Origin of the sequence: Franconibacter helveticus LMG 23732, from assembly GCF_000463115.2 — a bacterium.
Classification (GTDB): Bacteria; Pseudomonadota; Gammaproteobacteria; order Enterobacterales; family Enterobacteriaceae; genus Franconibacter; species Franconibacter helveticus.
Genome location: NZ_AWFX01000054.1, coordinates 73,363 through 90,871 on the forward strand (window position 1 = coordinate 73,363; position 17,509 = coordinate 90,871).

General features: G+C 52.0%; 16 protein-coding genes, 1 pseudogene and 1 other annotated feature. Of the genes and pseudogenes, 1 reads left to right on the plus strand and 16 read right to left on the minus strand.

Annotated features, from left to right (window positions below):
• Positions 1-16: 16 nt before the first annotated feature.
• The 15 genes and pseudogenes from DW56_RS18315 to DW56_RS23245 form a co-directional block, all read right to left on the minus strand.
• A complete protein-coding gene (locus tag DW56_RS18315) occupies positions 17-727 on the minus strand; it encodes an EAL domain-containing protein (protein WP_024553445.1) in 711 nt (236 codons plus the stop codon).
• Positions 728-1,076: 349 nt separating this feature from the next.
• Positions 1,077-2,387 (minus strand): 6-phospho-beta-glucosidase, encoded by a 1,311-nt coding sequence (locus DW56_RS18320; RefSeq protein ID WP_024553446.1) that lies wholly within the window; start codon positions 2,385-2,387, stop codon positions 1,077-1,079.
• A gap of 173 nt (positions 2,388-2,560) precedes the next feature.
• Positions 2,561-3,025, minus strand: coding sequence for a C40 family peptidase (locus DW56_RS18325; RefSeq protein WP_024553447.1), 465 nt, complete (start codon positions 3,023-3,025; stop codon positions 2,561-2,563).
• A gap of 80 nt (positions 3,026-3,105) precedes the next feature.
• Positions 3,106-3,843 carry a vitamin B12 ABC transporter ATP-binding protein BtuD gene (gene btuD / locus DW56_RS18330; protein ID WP_029697517.1) on the minus strand — a complete coding sequence of 246 codons (738 nt, stop codon included), beginning with the start codon at positions 3,841-3,843 and terminating at the stop codon, positions 3,106-3,108.
• A 10-nt stretch (positions 3,844-3,853) separates the two neighbouring features.
• On the minus strand, positions 3,854-4,405 hold the full coding sequence (locus DW56_RS18335) for a glutathione peroxidase (protein WP_024553449.1): 552 nt from the start codon (positions 4,403-4,405) through the stop codon (positions 3,854-3,856).
• Between the two features lie 30 nt (positions 4,406-4,435).
• Entirely contained in the window at positions 4,436-5,416 is a 981-nt protein-coding gene (btuC, locus tag DW56_RS18340) for a vitamin B12 ABC transporter permease BtuC (RefSeq protein ID WP_024553450.1), read from the minus strand.
• 103 nt (positions 5,417-5,519) lie between these two features.
• A complete protein-coding gene (gene ihfA, locus DW56_RS18345; RefSeq protein WP_024553451.1) occupies positions 5,520-5,819 on the minus strand; it encodes an integration host factor subunit alpha in 300 nt (99 codons plus the stop codon).
• Between the two features lie 4 nt (positions 5,820-5,823).
• The gene (gene pheT / locus DW56_RS18350; protein ID WP_024553452.1) at positions 5,824-8,211 is read right to left on the minus strand and encodes a phenylalanine--tRNA ligase subunit beta; all 2,388 of its coding nucleotides are present in this window, start codon (positions 8,209-8,211) and stop codon (positions 5,824-5,826) included.
• 15 nt (positions 8,212-8,226) lie between these two features.
• Positions 8,227-9,210 carry a phenylalanine--tRNA ligase subunit alpha gene (gene pheS, locus DW56_RS18355; RefSeq protein ID WP_024553453.1) on the minus strand — a complete coding sequence of 328 codons (984 nt, stop codon included), beginning with the start codon at positions 9,208-9,210 and terminating at the stop codon, positions 8,227-8,229.
• 61 nt (positions 9,211-9,271) lie between these two features.
• Positions 9,272-9,395: a sequence feature (Phe leader region), on the minus strand.
• Positions 9,346-9,390 (minus strand): pheST operon leader peptide PheM, encoded by a 45-nt coding sequence (pheM, locus tag DW56_RS22520; protein WP_152525475.1) that lies wholly within the window; start codon positions 9,388-9,390, stop codon positions 9,346-9,348. (Overlaps the previous feature by 45 nt.)
• 115 nt (positions 9,396-9,510) lie before the next feature.
• Positions 9,511-9,867 (minus strand): 50S ribosomal protein L20, encoded by a 357-nt coding sequence (gene rplT, locus DW56_RS18360; protein ID WP_013366084.1) that lies wholly within the window; start codon positions 9,865-9,867, stop codon positions 9,511-9,513.
• A gap of 112 nt (positions 9,868-9,979) precedes the next feature.
• Positions 9,980-10,177: a 50S ribosomal protein L35 gene (gene rpmI / locus DW56_RS18365; protein ID WP_001124225.1), complete on the minus strand. Its 198-nt coding sequence runs from the start codon at positions 10,175-10,177 to the stop codon at positions 9,980-9,982.
• A gap of 96 nt (positions 10,178-10,273) precedes the next feature.
• Positions 10,274-10,816: a translation initiation factor IF-3 gene (gene infC, locus DW56_RS18370; RefSeq protein WP_012905609.1), complete on the minus strand. Its 543-nt coding sequence runs from the start codon at positions 10,814-10,816 to the stop codon at positions 10,274-10,276.
• 3 nt (positions 10,817-10,819) lie between these two features.
• Complete coding sequence (gene thrS, locus DW56_RS18375) at positions 10,820-12,748, minus strand: threonine--tRNA ligase (protein WP_024553454.1); 1,929 nt, start codon at positions 12,746-12,748, stop codon at positions 10,820-10,822.
• A 288-nt stretch (positions 12,749-13,036) separates the two neighbouring features.
• A pseudogene (locus DW56_RS23245) lies at positions 13,037-13,138 on the minus strand (DUF4113 domain-containing protein); the annotation flags it as partial.
• A 346-nt stretch (positions 13,139-13,484) separates the two neighbouring features.
• Here DW56_RS23245 and DW56_RS18380 point away from each other — a divergent pair.
• A complete protein-coding gene (locus tag DW56_RS18380) occupies positions 13,485-14,987 on the plus strand; it encodes a hypothetical protein (RefSeq protein WP_152976863.1) in 1,503 nt (500 codons plus the stop codon).
• 760 nt (positions 14,988-15,747) lie between these two features.
• Here DW56_RS18380 and proP read toward each other — a convergent pair.
• Positions 15,748-17,253: a glycine betaine/L-proline transporter ProP gene (gene proP / locus DW56_RS18385; protein ID WP_024553456.1), complete on the minus strand. Its 1,506-nt coding sequence runs from the start codon at positions 17,251-17,253 to the stop codon at positions 15,748-15,750.
• Positions 17,254-17,509 lie beyond the last annotated feature (256 nt).

Here is a 17,509-nt window from a genome sequence, read left to right on the forward strand (position 1 = left end):
CGGCGCTTATGCAGGGTTATTCAATGAGTTTCGCCAGCGAGGCGGCAAGAACGGGCGGCCAGAGGCTTCCCTGAACGGCGCCGACGCCCAGCGCTACCGCGTGACGGCGGGCTATTTCGTTGTCCACGCCCGGGAGGATAAGCGTTTCGCAACAGGGGGAGATCTGTTTAATGATGGCGGAAATAAAAGGCTCGAACGTCGCAGGCGAGAGTTTACGGTTAATAAAGTTTTTATCGAGCTTCACCCGCTGATAAAGCCCTTCATAAACTGCCCGGCTGGTTGTGCCGCCTGAACCATAGTTAGCCAGCATTAATGGATGGATTTTGTGCAAAGGGTGAAGTACCGAATGCGACTTACCTTCATTCAGCCCTGGAAAATCCTCAGTAATGCTGAACTCCAGAAATGACAATTCACTGACTCTTTTTTGCAATGCAATGCTGGTCAAAAGCGCCCTGGCGGTAATTTCATTAACGCTAACCCAGGCCAGAACATTATTATCGATAAAAAATGACCGATTATGCTCAACCAGACTAATAGCCTCATAAAAAAGGATGAGCTGTTGTTCCGCTGTAAGTTGAGAAAGAACTAATCCTGCCGGAATACGCACCGGGGCATTTTCGCTAATAAAGTCAGCGAGGAGTTCGACGCCCAACAGTGAGCCATCCCCCCGCCAGGTAGGGAGAAATAAATACTGCGAGCGGTATTGGACGTCGAGCGAAACAATCATTATTCACGCTCCGTCTGGTCCGGTAATAAACAACGAGATTTTTTGCATATCACAACGGTGCAACCAGACTGATTTTATTGCAATAATTACCACGCTCTATCCTTAGAGATTCAGAATTATCCTTAGCTGCTTTTAGCTTACTATAGTTAATCGTCAATAGACAAATTGGCTGAAAAAATTACCTGTCGCTATAAATGATTTGTAAGGTATCAATTACAAAAAATCTTAATTTATTTACGCTAAACAATGACCATAACTATTTTTTAACCTGAACGTTAAGCTGTGAAGGATTGTTTAACTTCTCTAACGGGGCAACTACGCCTGCCCCGCTATTTCATATATTCGGCAATCAGCGAAATGCGGGCAGGTAATCGCGATTGAGTGTTAAAAGCTCTTCAAGTATATCCCCGGCAAGCCCGGCGTCGCCCACCAGCGGATTAACAATCAATGCCAGCAACGCTGCCTGCTTATCGCCGTTTACCGCCGCGTCGATGGTCAGGCGCTCGTACGTTTTTACCTGGGTGGTCAGTGCGTGCATGGCGGGCGGCAACGCGCCAAACGCCAGCGGTTTCGCCCCTGCGGCATCGACCACGCAGTTGGTTTCCACCACAGCGTCATCCGGCAGTCCCTGAATAGCCCCCTTATTAGCGGTATTCACCACCAGCTGCGCGCCTGTATCGTTATGAATCGCTTCTATTAATTCCAGCGCGACCTGCGAGTAAAACGCGCCGCCGCGAAGGCTAAGCTCCGCGGGCTTATGGGCAAGATGCGGATCGCGGTACTGCCCGAAAAGCGACGCTTCTACTTTCATCACCTGCTCTGCGCGGGTGCCTTCCTTTTGCGCCGCCGCCTGCTCCTCTTCCAGCATATGACGGGGAAGATAAAAATAACGGTGATAAGGACACGGAATGGCGCCCAGCGCCCGCAACAGTCCGGCAGGCCATGGCGCCTCCTTAATATTGTTCATGGTCATCGCCGCGCCGCTGCAAAGTTTTTCGATAACCTCCTGGGTGCGGTTCTCACCCCGCACGTTCACTTCGTGTACCCAGACCATATGGTTCAGGCCGGCAAACCGCAAACGCAGCGCCTCGAAGGGCTCTTCCAGCATGTGGGCGAGCATATGGTGCATGGCGATCGGCACATTGCATAACCCGATGATTCTGGCGTTGGTATGGCGCTGCACCGCTTCGGTGACGATAGCTGCCGGGTTGGTGAAGTTAATTATCCAGGCTTCGGGCGCCAGCCTTTCCACCTTACGGGCGATATCAAGCATAACGGGAATGGTGCGCAGCGCCTTGGCGAAGCCGCCGATGCCAGTGGTTTCCTGGCCGATAAGATGATATTTCAGCCCCAGCCGTTCATCGGCGGCGCGGGCCGCTAACTGGCCAACCCTCAGTTGCGTCAATACGAAACTGGCATCGCGGATAGCCTCGTCGGGCTGGAAATGCACCGTCACTTTCACCGCCTCCATGCCGTTTTTCGCCAGCATCCTGCGGGTGAGCGCCGCGATGGTCTCGACTTTATCCCGTCCTGCCTCCACATCCACCAGCGCCAGTTCCCGTAGCGCCACTGACGCCCGGCGCGCAATTAGCCCCTCTACCAGTTCCGGGGTATAGCTACTGCCGCCGCCAATAACCGCAATTTTGATTGTTTTGCTCATTGCTGCTCCTGCGCCTGAAAAGGTCTGAATTGCTCGCGATCTGCGTAAGCGAAGGTTAAGCGTAGCGTCAGGTTGCCGGGCAAGGAGAGAGCGAGTCGCCATTGTTACAATATGGCGCAAGCAAAAGCGGAAAGTGTGAAGAGGAACGCCGCCGCGCAAGGCGGCGGGGAAAGTCAGATACGGCGCGCCTGCCAGAATTTTTTGCGCCAGTAGACGTTATCAAGCGAGGAGCGGATCACGCCACGGCTGGTTGAGGCGTGAATAAACTGGTTATCGGTATCATAAATGCCGACATGGAGGCCGTTCTGGCCGCTGCCGGTTTTGAAAAACACCAGATCGCCTGGCAGCAGATCGTCTTTATCGATTTCCGTACCGATTTCAGCCTGCTCGCGCGTTTCGCGCGGCAGCTGCAACCCGAACTTGTCGCGTAACGTCAGCATAACGAAGCCCGAACAATCCACTCCGCCGCGGCTCATTCCGCCATAGCGATAAGGCGTGCCGCGCCAGTGGCTAAGCTGGTCATTCAGGCCAGCGATAACGGTGATGGAATCAGACAGCCGCGCATTGGGCGGCGGCGCGCGATGATGGCTGCATCCTGCCAGCAGCAGGGTTGCAGCAAGGAGTAACCAGAGCCGCATTTTCAGGCAAATCCTCTACCCGTTTTTTGTTTTGGCTAATGTAGCCTGCCCCGGTTCGGCGAGGCAAGCGCCGTGCTTTGCTAAAGGGGACAAATGAGCATGCTGTGACCTTCCACCTGAAGGCGGCGAAACGGCAGGCCATAAGCGGTAGCGAGATGCGCAGGCGTAAGCACCTCATCGCGCTTGCCTTCGGCTATTAATTTGCCTTCGCGCAGCAGCCAGACGCGGTGCGCATGGCGCAGCGTGTGGTTTAGATCGTGGCTGCTCATAACGATGGCGATACCCGCCTCGCAGAGTTGATAGAGCAGCTTATCGAGCGCCGCCTGTTGCGCAACGTCCAGACTGTTCATCGGCTCATCCAGCAACAGGAGTTGCCCCGCTGGACTGGAATGCGGATCAATTTGCAGCGCGACAGCTGCAAGCCTTACCCGCTGCCACTCTCCCCCGGAAAGCTGGTTCACCGGCCGGGCGAGCTTATCATCAAGCCAGAGCGCCCCGGCTATCTCTGTTATCCGGCTTGCATTCGGGCTGGCATGCTGGTGCAGAGAAAGATAATGCCAGACCGGCATCGTAAAAGGCGGCATCTGCTGTTGCGTAAGAAAAGCGCGATGGCGGGCAAGCTGTTCGCTGCGCCATTCATCCAGCGGCGCGCCCGCAAACATAATGCTGCCCGCGCCAGTGGTAAGCCCCGCCATGCGCGCGAGCAGCGTGCTTTTCCCTGCGCCGTTCGGCCCGACAAGATGCAACAGCTCTCCCGGTTTCACGGTAGCGGTAAGCGGGCCAAGACGGCCCGGCACCGCCACATCGCGCAATTCCATCAGCGCCATTTTATTTCGCCAGCGCCACCTTGATAGCTTCCATCACGATGGGATCTTCCGGGGTCATATCCGGCGAGAAGCGTTGAACTACTTGTCCGTCGCGGCCAATCAGGAATTTTTCAAAGTTCCACAGGATGTCGTCCGGATAGAGCGGCGCGCGCCCTTTGCTTGCCAGACGCTCATAAAATCCGCTTGATTCCGGCGCAACTGCGGTTGGGCAGGCGGCAATCAGCTTTTGGTAAAGCGGATGACGGTTCTCCCCGTTGACGTCAATTTTGCTGAACAGCGGGAACGTTACGCCGTAAGTAGTGCTACAAAAGGTTTTGATCTCTTCTTCGCTGCCCGGCTCCTGGCCGAGAAACTGGTTGCAGGGAAAAGCCAGCACGCTGAAGCCCGCCTCTTCCCAGGCTTTGTGAATGTTCTCCAGCTGCTCGTATTGCGGGGTCAAACCGCATTTCGAGGCCACGTTAACAATCAGCAGCACCTTGCCTTTCCAGCGTTCAAGCGACGTAGTTTCACCGTCAATGGTCGTCACTTCGGTGTTCAGCACATCTTGTTGCATAGCATCCCCTTAATGGATTGAATGAAGGCTTTATCGTCCAGCCTTTAATAATAGCCAGATAAATACTGGCGCGCCCAGCGTTGCGGTGACAACGCCTATCGGTAGCTCCGCCGAAGCCAGCGCCAGCCGGGCAATGATGTCCGCCGCCAGCAACACCGCCGCGCCCGCCAGCGCGCAGGCGGGCAGCAGGACGCGGTGGTCCGTGAGTTTGCATAGCCGCAGAATATGAGGAATAACCAGACCGATAAAACCAATCGCGCCAGAAAGCGCTACGCTGACGCCAACCAGCCAGCCCGTCGCTATCACCAGCACATTACGCCAGAGCCAGACGGGCAGACCGAGCTGGCGGGCGGACGTTTCTCCCAGCGCCAGCATATTGAGCGGCAGCGCCTGACGGCAAACCCAGACCATTGCCGGCAAAAGCGCCGCAATGAGCCAGCCGTGCCGCCAGTCTACGCCGCCGAAACCGCCCATCATCCAGTACATCAGTTGGCGCAGGTCAAGACTGGTGGAGAAGTAAACGGCCCAGGTCATGAGCGCGCTGCAAATAATGCCGAGCGCCACGCCTGCCAGCAGCAGGCGGCTGTTGGAAAGCTGACGCCTGGCGAAACGCAGCAGGATAAGCGTGATCGCTAACGCCCCGCCGATGGCGCACAGCCCCAACAGCCAGCCAGGCAATGCGCCGTGGCCCAGCAGCACGGCGGCGATAAGCCCTACGCCCGCGCCGTTAGAGACGCCAAGCAGACCGGGTTCCGCCAGCGGGTTTTCAAACAACGCTTGCATAATGGCGCCAGAAAGCGCCAGTGCCGCGCCAACGACCAGCACCGCCAGCGTACGCGGCAGACGTATTTGCCATATGAATAGCTTACCGCTTTCGCTAAACCAGGCTGACGGCGCCAGCCACTGGTCGCCTGCGCAGAGGCTTAGCAACATCGTCAGCAGCATGAAGACCAGAAGGCCCCACAGCCAGCGGCGTTCATGCACACGTTGTTGTTCGATAAAAGAGAGCATGGGTGAATCTGACGTTATGGTTATAGTCCTTTGATTCTAAGGGCCGGTTTCGGCGCGCAAAAGAAAAAAGGCCGCACAATGCGGCCTTTTTGATTAGGTCAGATTACTCTGTCTTCGGCGAAGCGTTTTCAACCCGACTTTTCAACTTCTGTCCCGGCCTGAAGGTCACCACACGGCGCGCCGTAATGGGGATGTCTTCACCGGTTTTCGGGTTGCGTCCGGGACGTTGGTTCTTATCGCGCAGGTCAAAATTACCAAAACCGGAGAGTTTCACCTGTTCGCCATTTTCCAGAGCGCGACGGATCTCTTCGAAAAACAGCTCCACCAGTTCTTTGGCGTCCCGCTTGCTAAGCCCAAGCTTATCAAACAGATATTCTGACATTTCCGCTTTAGTAAGCGCCATAGGTTCAATCCCTCAATGATGCCTGGAATCGCTCTTTTAGTGCCTCTACACATCTCGCAACAGTAGCGGCAATCTCCTCTTCTTCGAGTGTACGGCTGGTATCCTGAAGGATCAGGCTGATGGCAAGGCTCTTGTAACCCTCCGCAACACCCTTACCACGGTACACGTCAAATAAGTTTACGCCAACTATCTGATTTGCGCCAACTTTCTTACATTCGGCCAAAATATCTGCTGCCGGTACGTTTTCAGCCACTACCACAGCGATGTCGCGGCGGTTCGCCGGGAAGCGAGAAACCTCGGTGGCCTGCGGTACAATGCGGTCCGCTACTTTGTTCCAGAGCAGCTCAAACACCAGCGTGCGGCCGTTGAGGTCGAGTTTGCGCTCAAGCTCCGGATGCACAACGCCAATGAAACCAATGCGTTCGCCCTTTAAATAAATGGCAGCACTTTGGCCAGGATGCAAGGCCGGATTCGCTTCCGCCTTAAATTCAATTTCAGATAATTTACCCGTAAGTTCCAGAACGGATTCCAGATCGCCCTTCAGATCATAGAAATCGACGCCGTTTTTCGCCTGGTCCCAGTGCTCTTCATACCGGTTGCCGCAAAGCACGCCCGACAGCATAAGATCCTGACGGATCCCGAGGTCCGCCTGCGTATCAGGCACAAAGCGCAGGCCGCTTTCGAAAATACGCACGCGGTTCTGCTGGCGGTTCTGGTTATAAACTACGGTGCTGAGTAAGCCAGTCCACAGCGACAGACGCATTGCAGACATATCGCTGGCGATCGGGTTTGGCAGGATCAGCGCTTCCTCGCCCGGATGCAGCAGTTGCTGCACTTTCGGATCGACAAAGCTATAAGTGATCACTTCCTGATAACCTTTATCCACCAGCAATGTTTTTACGCGCTTAAGCGAAAGATCCGCTTCGCGGTGGCTGCCCATTTCCAGGCCCGCCTGCACCGGCTCGTTAGGGATATTGTCATAACCATAGACGCGGGCGACCTCTTCTACCAGGTCTTCTTCAATTTCCATATCGAAACGCCAGCCTGGCGCCACAGCCTGCCATTCGTCCTGACCTTCAGTGACTTCGCAACCCAGACGCTTAAGAATGTCCGTTACCTGCTCGCTGGCAATAACATGGCCGATCAAACGGTCAAGCTTACTGCGACGCAGCGTAATGGTGGCGCGCTTGGGCAGATGCGCTTCACTGGTGACATCAATGACCGGGCCTGCTTCACCGCCGCAAATGTCGATAAGCAGGCGGGTAGCGCGCTCCATCGCTTTATATTGCAGCGCCGGATCCACGCCGCGCTCGTAACGGTGAGAAGCATCGGTATGCAGGCCGTGACGACGGGCGCGACCGGTGATGGAAAGCGGGCTGAAAAAAGCGCACTCAAGCAGCACGTCGCGGGTTTCGGTGTTGACGCCGGAATGTTCGCCGCCAAAGATACCGCCCATCGCCAGCGCTTTATTGTGATCGGCGATAACCAGCGTGTCAGCGCTCAGCTTCGCTTCATTGCCGTCCAGCAGTACCAGCGTTTCGCCCTCTTGCGCCATACGCACCACGATGCCGCCTTCAATACGGCTCAGGTCGAAGGCGTGCATCGGCTGACCCAGCTCAAGCAACACATAGTTGGTGACATCGACAACCGCATCGATAGAACGGATGCCGCAGCGGCGTAGTTTTTCGCGCATCCACAGCGGCGTCGGCGCAGAAACATCAATGCCTTTCACCACGCGGCCTAAATAACGCGGGCACGCCTCAGGCGCATCAACGCGAATGGGCAGCGTGTCGTTTACCGTTGCGGCAACAGGCGCAATTTCCGGCTCGTTCAGCGGCAACTGGTTCAGCACCGCTACATCGCGCGCCACACCGATAATGCCAAGGCAGTCGGCGCGGTTTGGCGTTACGCTAATCTCAATGGTGTTGTCGTCAAGCTTCAGGTAGTCGCGGATGTCTGTGCCGATGGGGGCATCGGCTGGCAGTTCGATAATCCCGCTGTGATCCTCAGAAATGCCTAACTCTGAATAAGAACAGAGCATGCCTTCTGACGGTTCACCGCGAAGCTTAGCCGCCTTGATTTTAAAATCGCCCGGCAGCACAGCGCCGATGGTCGCCACAGCGACTTTCAGACCCTGACGGCAGTTTGGCGCGCCGCAGACGATATCGAGCAGGCGTTCGCCGCCGACGTTAACTTTCGTTACGCGCAGTTTATCTGCGTTTGGATGCTGGCCGCATTCCACCACTTCACCCACTACCACGCCGTGGAAAGCGCCGGCAACAGCTTCAACGCCGTCCACTTCCAGGCCTGCCATGGTGATCTGATTCGCCAGCGCATCGCTGTCCAGGGATGGATTAACCCATTCGCGTAACCACAGTTCACTGAATTTCATTGTTCTTACCTGCCCTTATTTAAACTGTTTGAGGAAACGCAGATCGTTTTCGAAGAAAGCGCGTAAATCGGTGACGCCGTAACGCAGCATGGTCAGGCGCTCCATGCCCATGCCAAACGCGAAACCAGAATAGATTTCCGGATCAATACCGACATTACGCAGCACGTTCGGATGCACCATGCCGCAACCCAGCACTTCCAGCCACTTGCCGTTTTTACCCATTACGTCCACTTCCGCAGAGGGTTCAGTGAACGGGAAGTAAGAAGGACGGAAGCGAATTTGCAGATCTTCTTCAAAGAAGTTGCGCAGGAAATCGTGCAGTGTCCCTTTAAGGTTGGTGAAGTTGATGTTTTTATCAACAATCAACCCTTCCATCTGGTGGAACATTGGGGTATGGGTCTGATCGTAGTCGTTACGGTAGACGCGGCCAGGCGCGATGATGCGGATCGGCGGCTGCTGGTTTTTCATGGTGCGGATTTGCACGCCCGAAGTCTGGGTACGCAACAGATGCGTGGCGTCGAACCAGAAGGTGTCATGATCCGCACGCGCCGGGTGGTGCCCCGGAATATTCAGCGCGTCGAAGTTATGATAATCGTCTTCAATTTCCGGGCCGGTCGCCACGGTGAAGCCCAGCTCGCCGAAGAAGCTTTCGATACGGTCGATAGTGCGCGTTACCGGGTGCAGGCCGCCATTTTCCACTCGACGACCGGGCAGTGAGACATCAATCGTCTCTGCCGCCAGGCGGGCATTCAGCGCCGCGCTTTCCAGCGCTTCTTTACGCGCATTCAATGCCTGTTGAACCTGTTCTTTTGCTTCGTTGATCACCGCACCCGCCGCCGGGCGCTCTTCCGGCGGCAGTTCACGCAGGGTGGTCATCTGAAGGGTCAGGTGCCCTTTTTTCCCTAAATATTCGACGCGTACGTTATCTAACGCGGCAACATCCTGGGCATCGTTAATGGCTGCCTTTGCACTGGCAACCAGCTCTGCGAGATGTGGCATGGTGTTCCTCATTAATAGTGGCGTTGTGCCTTAATCAGTGGCGTTCTTCAAACCATCAGGCAATAAAAAAGCCTCCACGAGGGAGGCTTTTGGCGCTGTTTTCCGTTTCTTCTTTCACGCGCTAGCCTCCTGACATCAGGTGCTAAAGTAAAAAAAGAAGCGGAAAAGAGCAGCATTCATGCTTGCAGTTACCTTATGTTCTGAGCGTTTTCGTCTATTGAAAGGGCTCAGGGAACAATTGTCAACGTATTGAAGCGGTTAAATTAAAAGAGGGAGACAAGCTCCCTCTTTCAAACTGGCTTACGCCAGAGCTGCTTTCGCTTTTTCAACCAGGGCAGTGAATGCCACTTTGTCGAATACGGCGATGTCAGCCAGGATCTTACGGTCGATTTCAACAGAGGCTTTTTTCAGGCCGTTGATGAATTTGCTGTAAGAAATACCGTTCTGACGTGCTGCTGCGTTGATACGTGCAATCCACAGTTGACGGAACTGACGCTTTTTCTGACGACGGTCACGATAAGCATACTGACCAGCTTTGATAACAGCCTGGAAGGCAACGCGGTATACGCGAGAACGCGCACCGTAGTAACCTTTAGCTTGTTTCAAAATTTTCTTATGACGTGCACGTGCAATCACACCACGTTTTACGCGAGCCATGGCTCTCTCCTGTATCTATATTCTGATGTTGCCTTTACTCCACGTCTTGCTGCGTTAGTTGCAAAACATCGACGTTAAGCTTCAGGCGATAAAAAAGTTAAAGGTTAACGGCTTATGCGTACGGCAGGCACGCGATTACCAGACCCAGATCGCCTTTAGAAACCATGGCTTTCGGGCGCAGGTGACGTTTACGCTTGGTTGCTTTTTTGGTCAGAATATGACGCAGGTTAGCGTGCTTGTGCTTAAAACCACCTTTACCGGTTTTTTTGAAGCGCTTAGCAGCACCGCGTACGGTCTTAATCTTTGGCATTTTATTAACTTCCACTTCGCATTGTTGATAAACGAAACCCAGGCGAACAAAACCCGTGAAGCCTGTTGGCCCCACAGGTAATGTTACTTGATGGCCTTACTGTTTCTTCTTAGGAGCGAGCACCATAATCATCTGGCGGCCTTCGATCTTCGTTGGGAAGGATTCGACTACTGCCAGTTCTTGCAAATCGTCTTTCACGCGATTAAGCACTTCCATACCGATTTGCTGGTGGGCCATTTCACGCCCGCGAAAACGCAGGGTGATTTTGGCCTTATCGCCTTCTTCGAGAAAGCGAATCAGGCTGCGGAGTTTTACCTGATAGTCGCCTTCGTCAGTACCAGGACGGAATTTGATTTCCTTAACCTGGATAACTTTCTGCTTTTTCTTCTGTTCCTTAGAAGACTTACTCTTTTCATAAAGGAACTTGCCGTAGTCCATGATACGACAAACTGGCGGCTCGGCGTTAGGGCTGATTTCAACTAAATCTACTCCAGCTTCTTCAGCCTTTTCGATAGCTTCTCTCAGACTCACAATTCCCAGCTGTTCGCCTTCCAGACCTGTTAAGCGAACTTCCTGGGCGCGAATCTCGCCATTGATACGATTCGGACGTGCCGTTTGAACTCGTTTTCCGCCTTTAATACCTTATTCCTCCAGTTGTTGAAGACTGCGGCTGCGAATCTCTTGCTGCAGCTTTTCAATTACGTCGTTTACATCCAGGCTACCGAGGTCTTTACCACGGCGGGTACGAACGGCAACTTTGCCTGCTTCGACCTCTTTATCGCCACAGACCAACATGTACGGGACACGACGTAAAGTATGCTCGCGGATTTTAAAGCCAATCTTCTCGTTTCTCAAGTCCGCTTTTACACGAATGCCCGCATTTTGCAGTTTACGAGTCAATTCGTTAACGTATTCGGACTGTGAATCAGTAATATTCATCACCACAACCTGAACCGGCGCGAGCCATGTCGGGAAGAACCCGGCGAACTCTTCGGTCAGAATGCCGATGAAACGCTCGATCGAACCCAGAATAGCGCGGTGAATCATCACCGGCACCTGACGTTCGTTGTTTTCGCCCACATACGATGCGCTAAGACGCGAAGGCAGCGAAAAGTCTAGCTGAACTGTGCCACACTGCCAGGCGCGATCGAGGCAGTCATAGAGCGTAAACTCAATTTTCGGACCGTAGAACGCGCCTTCGCCCAGCTGATATTCAAAAGGAATATTGTTCTCTTCCAGCGCCACAGCAAGGTCTGCTTCCGCGCGATCCCACATTTCATCGCTGCCGATACGCTTCTCGGGACGCGTAGACAGTTTCACCACAATCTTATCGAAGCCGAAAGTGCTGTACATGTCGTACACCATGCGAATACAGGCATTCACTTCGTCGCGCACCTGCTCTTCTGTACAGAAGATATGGGCGTCATCCTGGGTGAAACCGCGTACGCGCATCAGGCCGTGAAGCGCGCCTGACGGTTCATTACGGTGACAGCTGCCGAACTCCGCCATACGCAGCGGCAGATCGCGGTAAGATTTCAGACCCTGATTGAAGATCTGAACATGGCCCGGGCAGTTCATCGGCTTAATGCAATATTCACGGTTCTCGGAAGAGGTGGTGAACATGGCATCTTTATAGTTGTCCCAGTGGCCGGTTTTTTCCCACAGGACGCGGTCCATCATGAACGGACCTTTCACTTCCTGATACTGGTACTCTTTCAGCTTGGAGCGCACAAAGGTTTCCAGCTCGCGGAAGATAGTCCAGCCGTCGTTATGCCAGAAAACCATTCCCGGGGCTTCTTCCTGCATGTGGTAGAGGTCAAGCTGCTTGCCAATTTTGCGATGATCGCGCTTGGCTGCCTCTTCCAGGCGTTGCAGATAAGCGTTAAGCGCTTTTTTATCCGCCCAGGCGGTACCGTAGATACGTTGCAGCATTTTATTATTGCTGTCGCCGCGCCAGTACGCGCCTGCGATTTTCATCAGCTTAAAGTGATGGCAAAAACGCATATTCGGTACGTGCGGCCCGCGGCACATATCGACGTATTCTTCATGATGATACAAGCCAGGCTTATCATCATGAGCAATGTTTTCATCAAGAATTGAAACTTTGTAATTTTCGCCGCGCTGCGCAAAAGTTTCCCGCGCTTCGTGCCAGCTTACTTTTTTCTTGATGACGTCGTAATTCTTCTCTGCAAGCTCGTGCATACGCTTTTCGAGTGCGTCGAGATCTTCCTGGGTCAACGTATGGTCCAGATCGACATCATAATAAAAGCCGTTGTCGATAACCGGGCCGATCGCCATTTTGGTATGCGGCCAAAGCTGCTTGATGGCATGACCGAGCAGATGCGCGCAGGAGTGGCGAATAATTTCCAGTCCGTCTTCATCTTTCGCGGTGATAATGGCGAGTTGCGCGTCTTGTTCAATTAAATCAGATGCGTCTACCAGTTCACCGTTGACGCGCCCCGCGATACAGGCTTTGGCAAGGCCCGGGCCGATATCAAGAGCGACATCCATCGGGCTGACGGCGTGGTCGAAATGGCGTTGGCTACCATCAGGAAGCGTAATAACAGGCATGTAAAATCCTTATTCACAGTGGTGCCCCACACGAAAGAGCACATATGATAATAAATAGTTTATTTATATCAGTAAGTTAAATGCGTTTCTAAGCTTCACTCTGCAAAGTGTGTACATGAGGACGTACTAAAACCGACATGTACCCGCTTTCACCTTCTGATACCGAAACACAATGGTACACGCCACGAGCAACTTAGGAAAGCACGCAGCGGTTAGTCTAAATATGCAGTAAAAGACGCAGCATCCGCTCATATATCGCGCGGTATAAAGGAAGGGAATGCAATTAGCCCTGGCAAGAGGGGTGTCTTCAAGCCTCGTCGTGTAGCACGGCGACAACATTTCCCTTCGCATTTGCCACGACGGGGTAATCCCCTGCCCGGCAAAATACAGCGAACCCTTTGCGTCTTTCATGTTCTGCTATCCATAACGGACATCAGCACCCCGCTATTCGGCTTCGGCGCTCTAGCGTCTAAAGGTTAATGCGCCACACCCTGGCTGAAAAGTCGACCAGCATGACGCCCGCTTGCAGGTATCGGGAACCGTCGCGCCAGATTAAAACAAAGTAATTTTGCCGGAAGAGCAGATCACGACGAGGTAGCCTGTGGATCTGCGGCAGCAGGACGCTCAATATCCGGCGCGATCTATCCCTGCCCTGTCGCACGGGCTTTTTTCGAGGTATAAATCCGCTCCGGGTGGTAAGATTGTTCTTAGTGACATTTTATTGAATATTGATCGAATGGAATTGAAAGAAATGGCTGAGATGAAACGCAGAAATTTGTTTTTTGGGATAATAATTCTATTGGCTATGTTTTTTGTTTCTTTAGCCATTAAATATAATGACATAAAGAATAACGAAGGCATTGAAAACATTGAGGCATCATTTCACTCTTTGCTGATAGCCAAATCAATGAATGAAAGAAGCATTAGTGAACACCACTTATTACCTATAGTCACGCAATATGGCAAGAACAATAATGAAATCCCATGGGGAGCGGCGGTGCGTGATAATGTTGGGGGCTACATATATACCAGCTTTCCAGGTATAGGCTTCATACTTCCAGCCTTATTTATTAAGATTTTTAATCTTGACTACTCCCTCATGAGTTTGTTCGCCTTTAACTCATTAGTTCTTTTGTTAACATTATTTGTGACATACCTATTTTTGATTAGAGTCTTCAATGTTAACCGAAGTTTTTACTATGCAGTTGCTGCGCTATCCTGCGCTCCACTTATACTGTCGAGAGAGTCTCTTGCTGCAACAGGGTTGATATACTGGCCTCAATCTCTCAGCCAGCTTTTTATAGCTATTTTCTTACTCTCATCTTGTGAGAGAATCAAACAAAAAGGGTATATCTGGCTTGTTGTAGCCGGATTAGCAATATATTTAATGGCAATGACAGAGTGGACTGGATATGTGCTTGGCGGTCTATCCTTAATCTACTTCTTCTTTTCTAAGAAGTCCAGAGATGTGAAGTTTAGTCTTACTTTAGTGATATCTCTTACTGCCGCTGTCGCGACCTATGTTGCCCAAATTTACCTGAGCGTCAACTTTCACGATTTCATCTCGGCATCAATTGCCAGATTTTCAGCCCGTAGTGGTGGTAATGCGAACTTCCTTGAGTTGATTACGGGTTACTGGTATTCCTTCGCATCATTCTTAATAGTCATACCGTTGTATTTATTTTTAAAGATAAAGAACAAGGATAATCATGATGAAGCATTAAAGTTTTCATTACTGGCGGCTCTTTTTCTTTTGGCTGAAAATATTGCTCTTGCCCAACATGCGACTAGCTACACCTTTGACAGACTCAAAATGTCATTTCTGCTGGCAATAATGATCTCGTATGTATCGCATAACGTTAATGCGAAACTAAATGGATTTCTGCTAGCGATAATTTCAATTTCAGTGATAATTTCAGTTTATCAATATCGAAATGATGTGAAGGAATTTGACAGCTGGAAAGAAATCCAGCAGAAAAACCTAAACTTAATAGGTCAGGCTTCGAATGATGTTAACTGGCAATGTTCCGTAATTTACAGCGACATGCGCGTGAGGGCCTATTTAAACCTGATTACTGGCCGCTCAGTATGGGAGAGACTGCCAACCCCGGAAGAGATGAAGAGTAATGCAGGATGTCCCGTTGTCATTATAAGCGGAGACATGCCTTATAAGGACTTACAGAGAATAAGTTCTATTAGCATCTACAGGGGTGGTAATCTTCAGGAAATAATAAAATAAAAAGAATGTGCGGGGCATTTAACTACATGCCCCGGCCTTTTTTCCGGCCGGCGACAGGAGAAGATGGAAATAATGGCGGCGTGGACAAGCGGATCGAACGGTAAGTAATCTCTCGTGGTACGCCGTTAAGCATGATAATTATGCTGTCTCCATTTTCTGGCCCGGTGCGCCACATCTTTTGCAGCGAAGCTCATCCCACTCAATGGCGATCTTAACAAAACAGACAACCCCCTGTTGCAGGCGCGACGCCGTACTGGTACCGGAATCAATATACTGGAACGCCCTGTCATGCCGCTCACGTCATTCAGCACGCCGACCTGCATAAAATCGGGCATTCCGTCCATACCGAAAGCGCTGAACGCCAGGGAAGTGGCATTATCAAAAATAGAGACGCAGGAAGAGAGCTATCGGCCCGTTGCCAGTCTGGTGGCCGGAATGACAACTCGCCGGACTCGATAAAGCGCAAGCTGACGTAACAGATGTGCCCTTCGCTGCGGGAGTGGCTGACACGAACGGAATCATCGACCGTAACCGTCATTTCTCCGTAACAGCGATGCAGCAAGGTGCATAGGGCGTGGTCGGCTTTCCGTTTAGCGTTACGAGTTATGCATCTGTGATGCATGTGTACATCCGCCCAATTATGTACATCAAAGTGTACATATTTCCGTGGCGTAAAGTGAAACAGGATAGAACGGAGTGAAATACCGGAACGGGGGCAGCCCGGCTTGTCCAGCCGGGCTTCAGGAGAAAGGCAACAACCTTATTCGTTAATATCCGGGTGTTGTTGCACCAGGCGTTTGCGTTTTTCCTGCAACTCGGAGATTTCCTGATCAATATCTTCGATTTTTTGCTCGATATTGTCGTGGTGCTCCTGCAAGATTTCACGCGCTTCCTGAATATCAGAAGCGGCTGGCGTCGCCCCTTTGAGCGGACGGTTCGCCGTTTCCTTCATGGTAATGCCCGTAATGAACCCAATAACCGCGATAACCATCAGGTAATAAGCTGGCATCATGAGATCTTCTGAGCTTTCCACAAGCCAGGCGGCAACAGTAGGCGTCAGACCCGCCACTAATACCGAAATATTAAATGCGCTGGCAAGCGCGCTGTAGCGAATATGCGTCGGGAACATCGCTGGCAGAGTGGAAGCCATAACGCCTGTAAACGCGTTCAGGATCACCGCCAGCATCAACAGGCCTGCAAAAATTAGCCCAATCACATTGCTGTTGATAAGCGTAAATGCCGGGATAACTAATACGAACAGCGCAATACTGCCGATAATGACGAACGGTCGGCGGCCGAAGCGGTCGCTAAGCAATCCCATTACCGGCTGGACAAACAGCATTCCCATCATAATAGCGATAATGATCAAAACGCCGTGGCTTTCAGAGTAATGCAGGTTATGCGACAGGTAGCTCGGCATATAGGTGAGCAGCATGTAGTAGGTTACGTTAGTAGCGATAACCAGACCAATGCAAGTCAGCAAACTGCGCCAGTGCTTAGTGGCAATCTCTTTAAAAGAGACTTTTGGACCATCCTGCAACCCCTGACGATCGCCCTGTTCAAGCTTATCAACGTGTTGCTGGAACGCTGGCGTCTCTTCAAGCGCATGGCGCAGATAAAGGCCGATGATGCCAAGCGGCAGCGCCAGGAAAAACGGAATACGCCAACCCCAGCTCTGGAAGTTTTCTTCGCCGACAATGGCGGAAATCAGCACCACAATCCCTGCGCCCAGCACGAAGCCCGCTATCGAGCCGAAATCAAGCCAGCTGCCCATAAATCCGCGCTTACGGTCGGGCGAATATTCGGCAACGAAAATAGACGCGCCGGTATATTCGCCGCCCACGGAAAAGCCTTGCGCCATTTTACAAAGCAGCAGCAGAACCGGCGCCCATATGCCAATGGTTTCATAGCCGGGAATTAAGCCGATACAGAATGTACTGATCGACATAATAACAATGGTAATAGCAAGGATTTTCTGTCGGCCATATTTATCGCCGAGCATCCCGAAGAAAAGACCACCGAGCGGGCGAATAAGAAAAGGTACAGAGAAGGTGGCAAGCGCGGCTATCATCTGCACGCTTGGGTTAGCTTCGGGGAAAAAGACTTTACCGAGTGCGTAGGCGACAAATCCATAGACACCGAAATCGAACCACTCCATCGCATTGCCAAGCGAAGCTGCTGTGATGGCTTTGCGCAGTTTTGCATCATCAATAATGGTTACGTCGCTAAGCGAAATGGGCTTAACTTTTTTTCTTTTTAATTTCATATCCATCCTCTTTAGAATCGCTCCCGACCCGGCGGAATACGTCCTGTATGTACGTATTTTACCGACTGTGGCCCGCCTCCTTAGCGATAAAGAAACCTGTATAACCAGGCTCCCATTAAGAGCGTAGCAGGTTTACCCCTGCAAGTTGGTTACAATGCAGCCGAATGAAAATTGTTCTGCGGTTTCGGATGCCTGAACATCTACCCTACCAGCGTTTAAATTTGTGATCAAATTCACAAAAAGTGGGGATATTCTG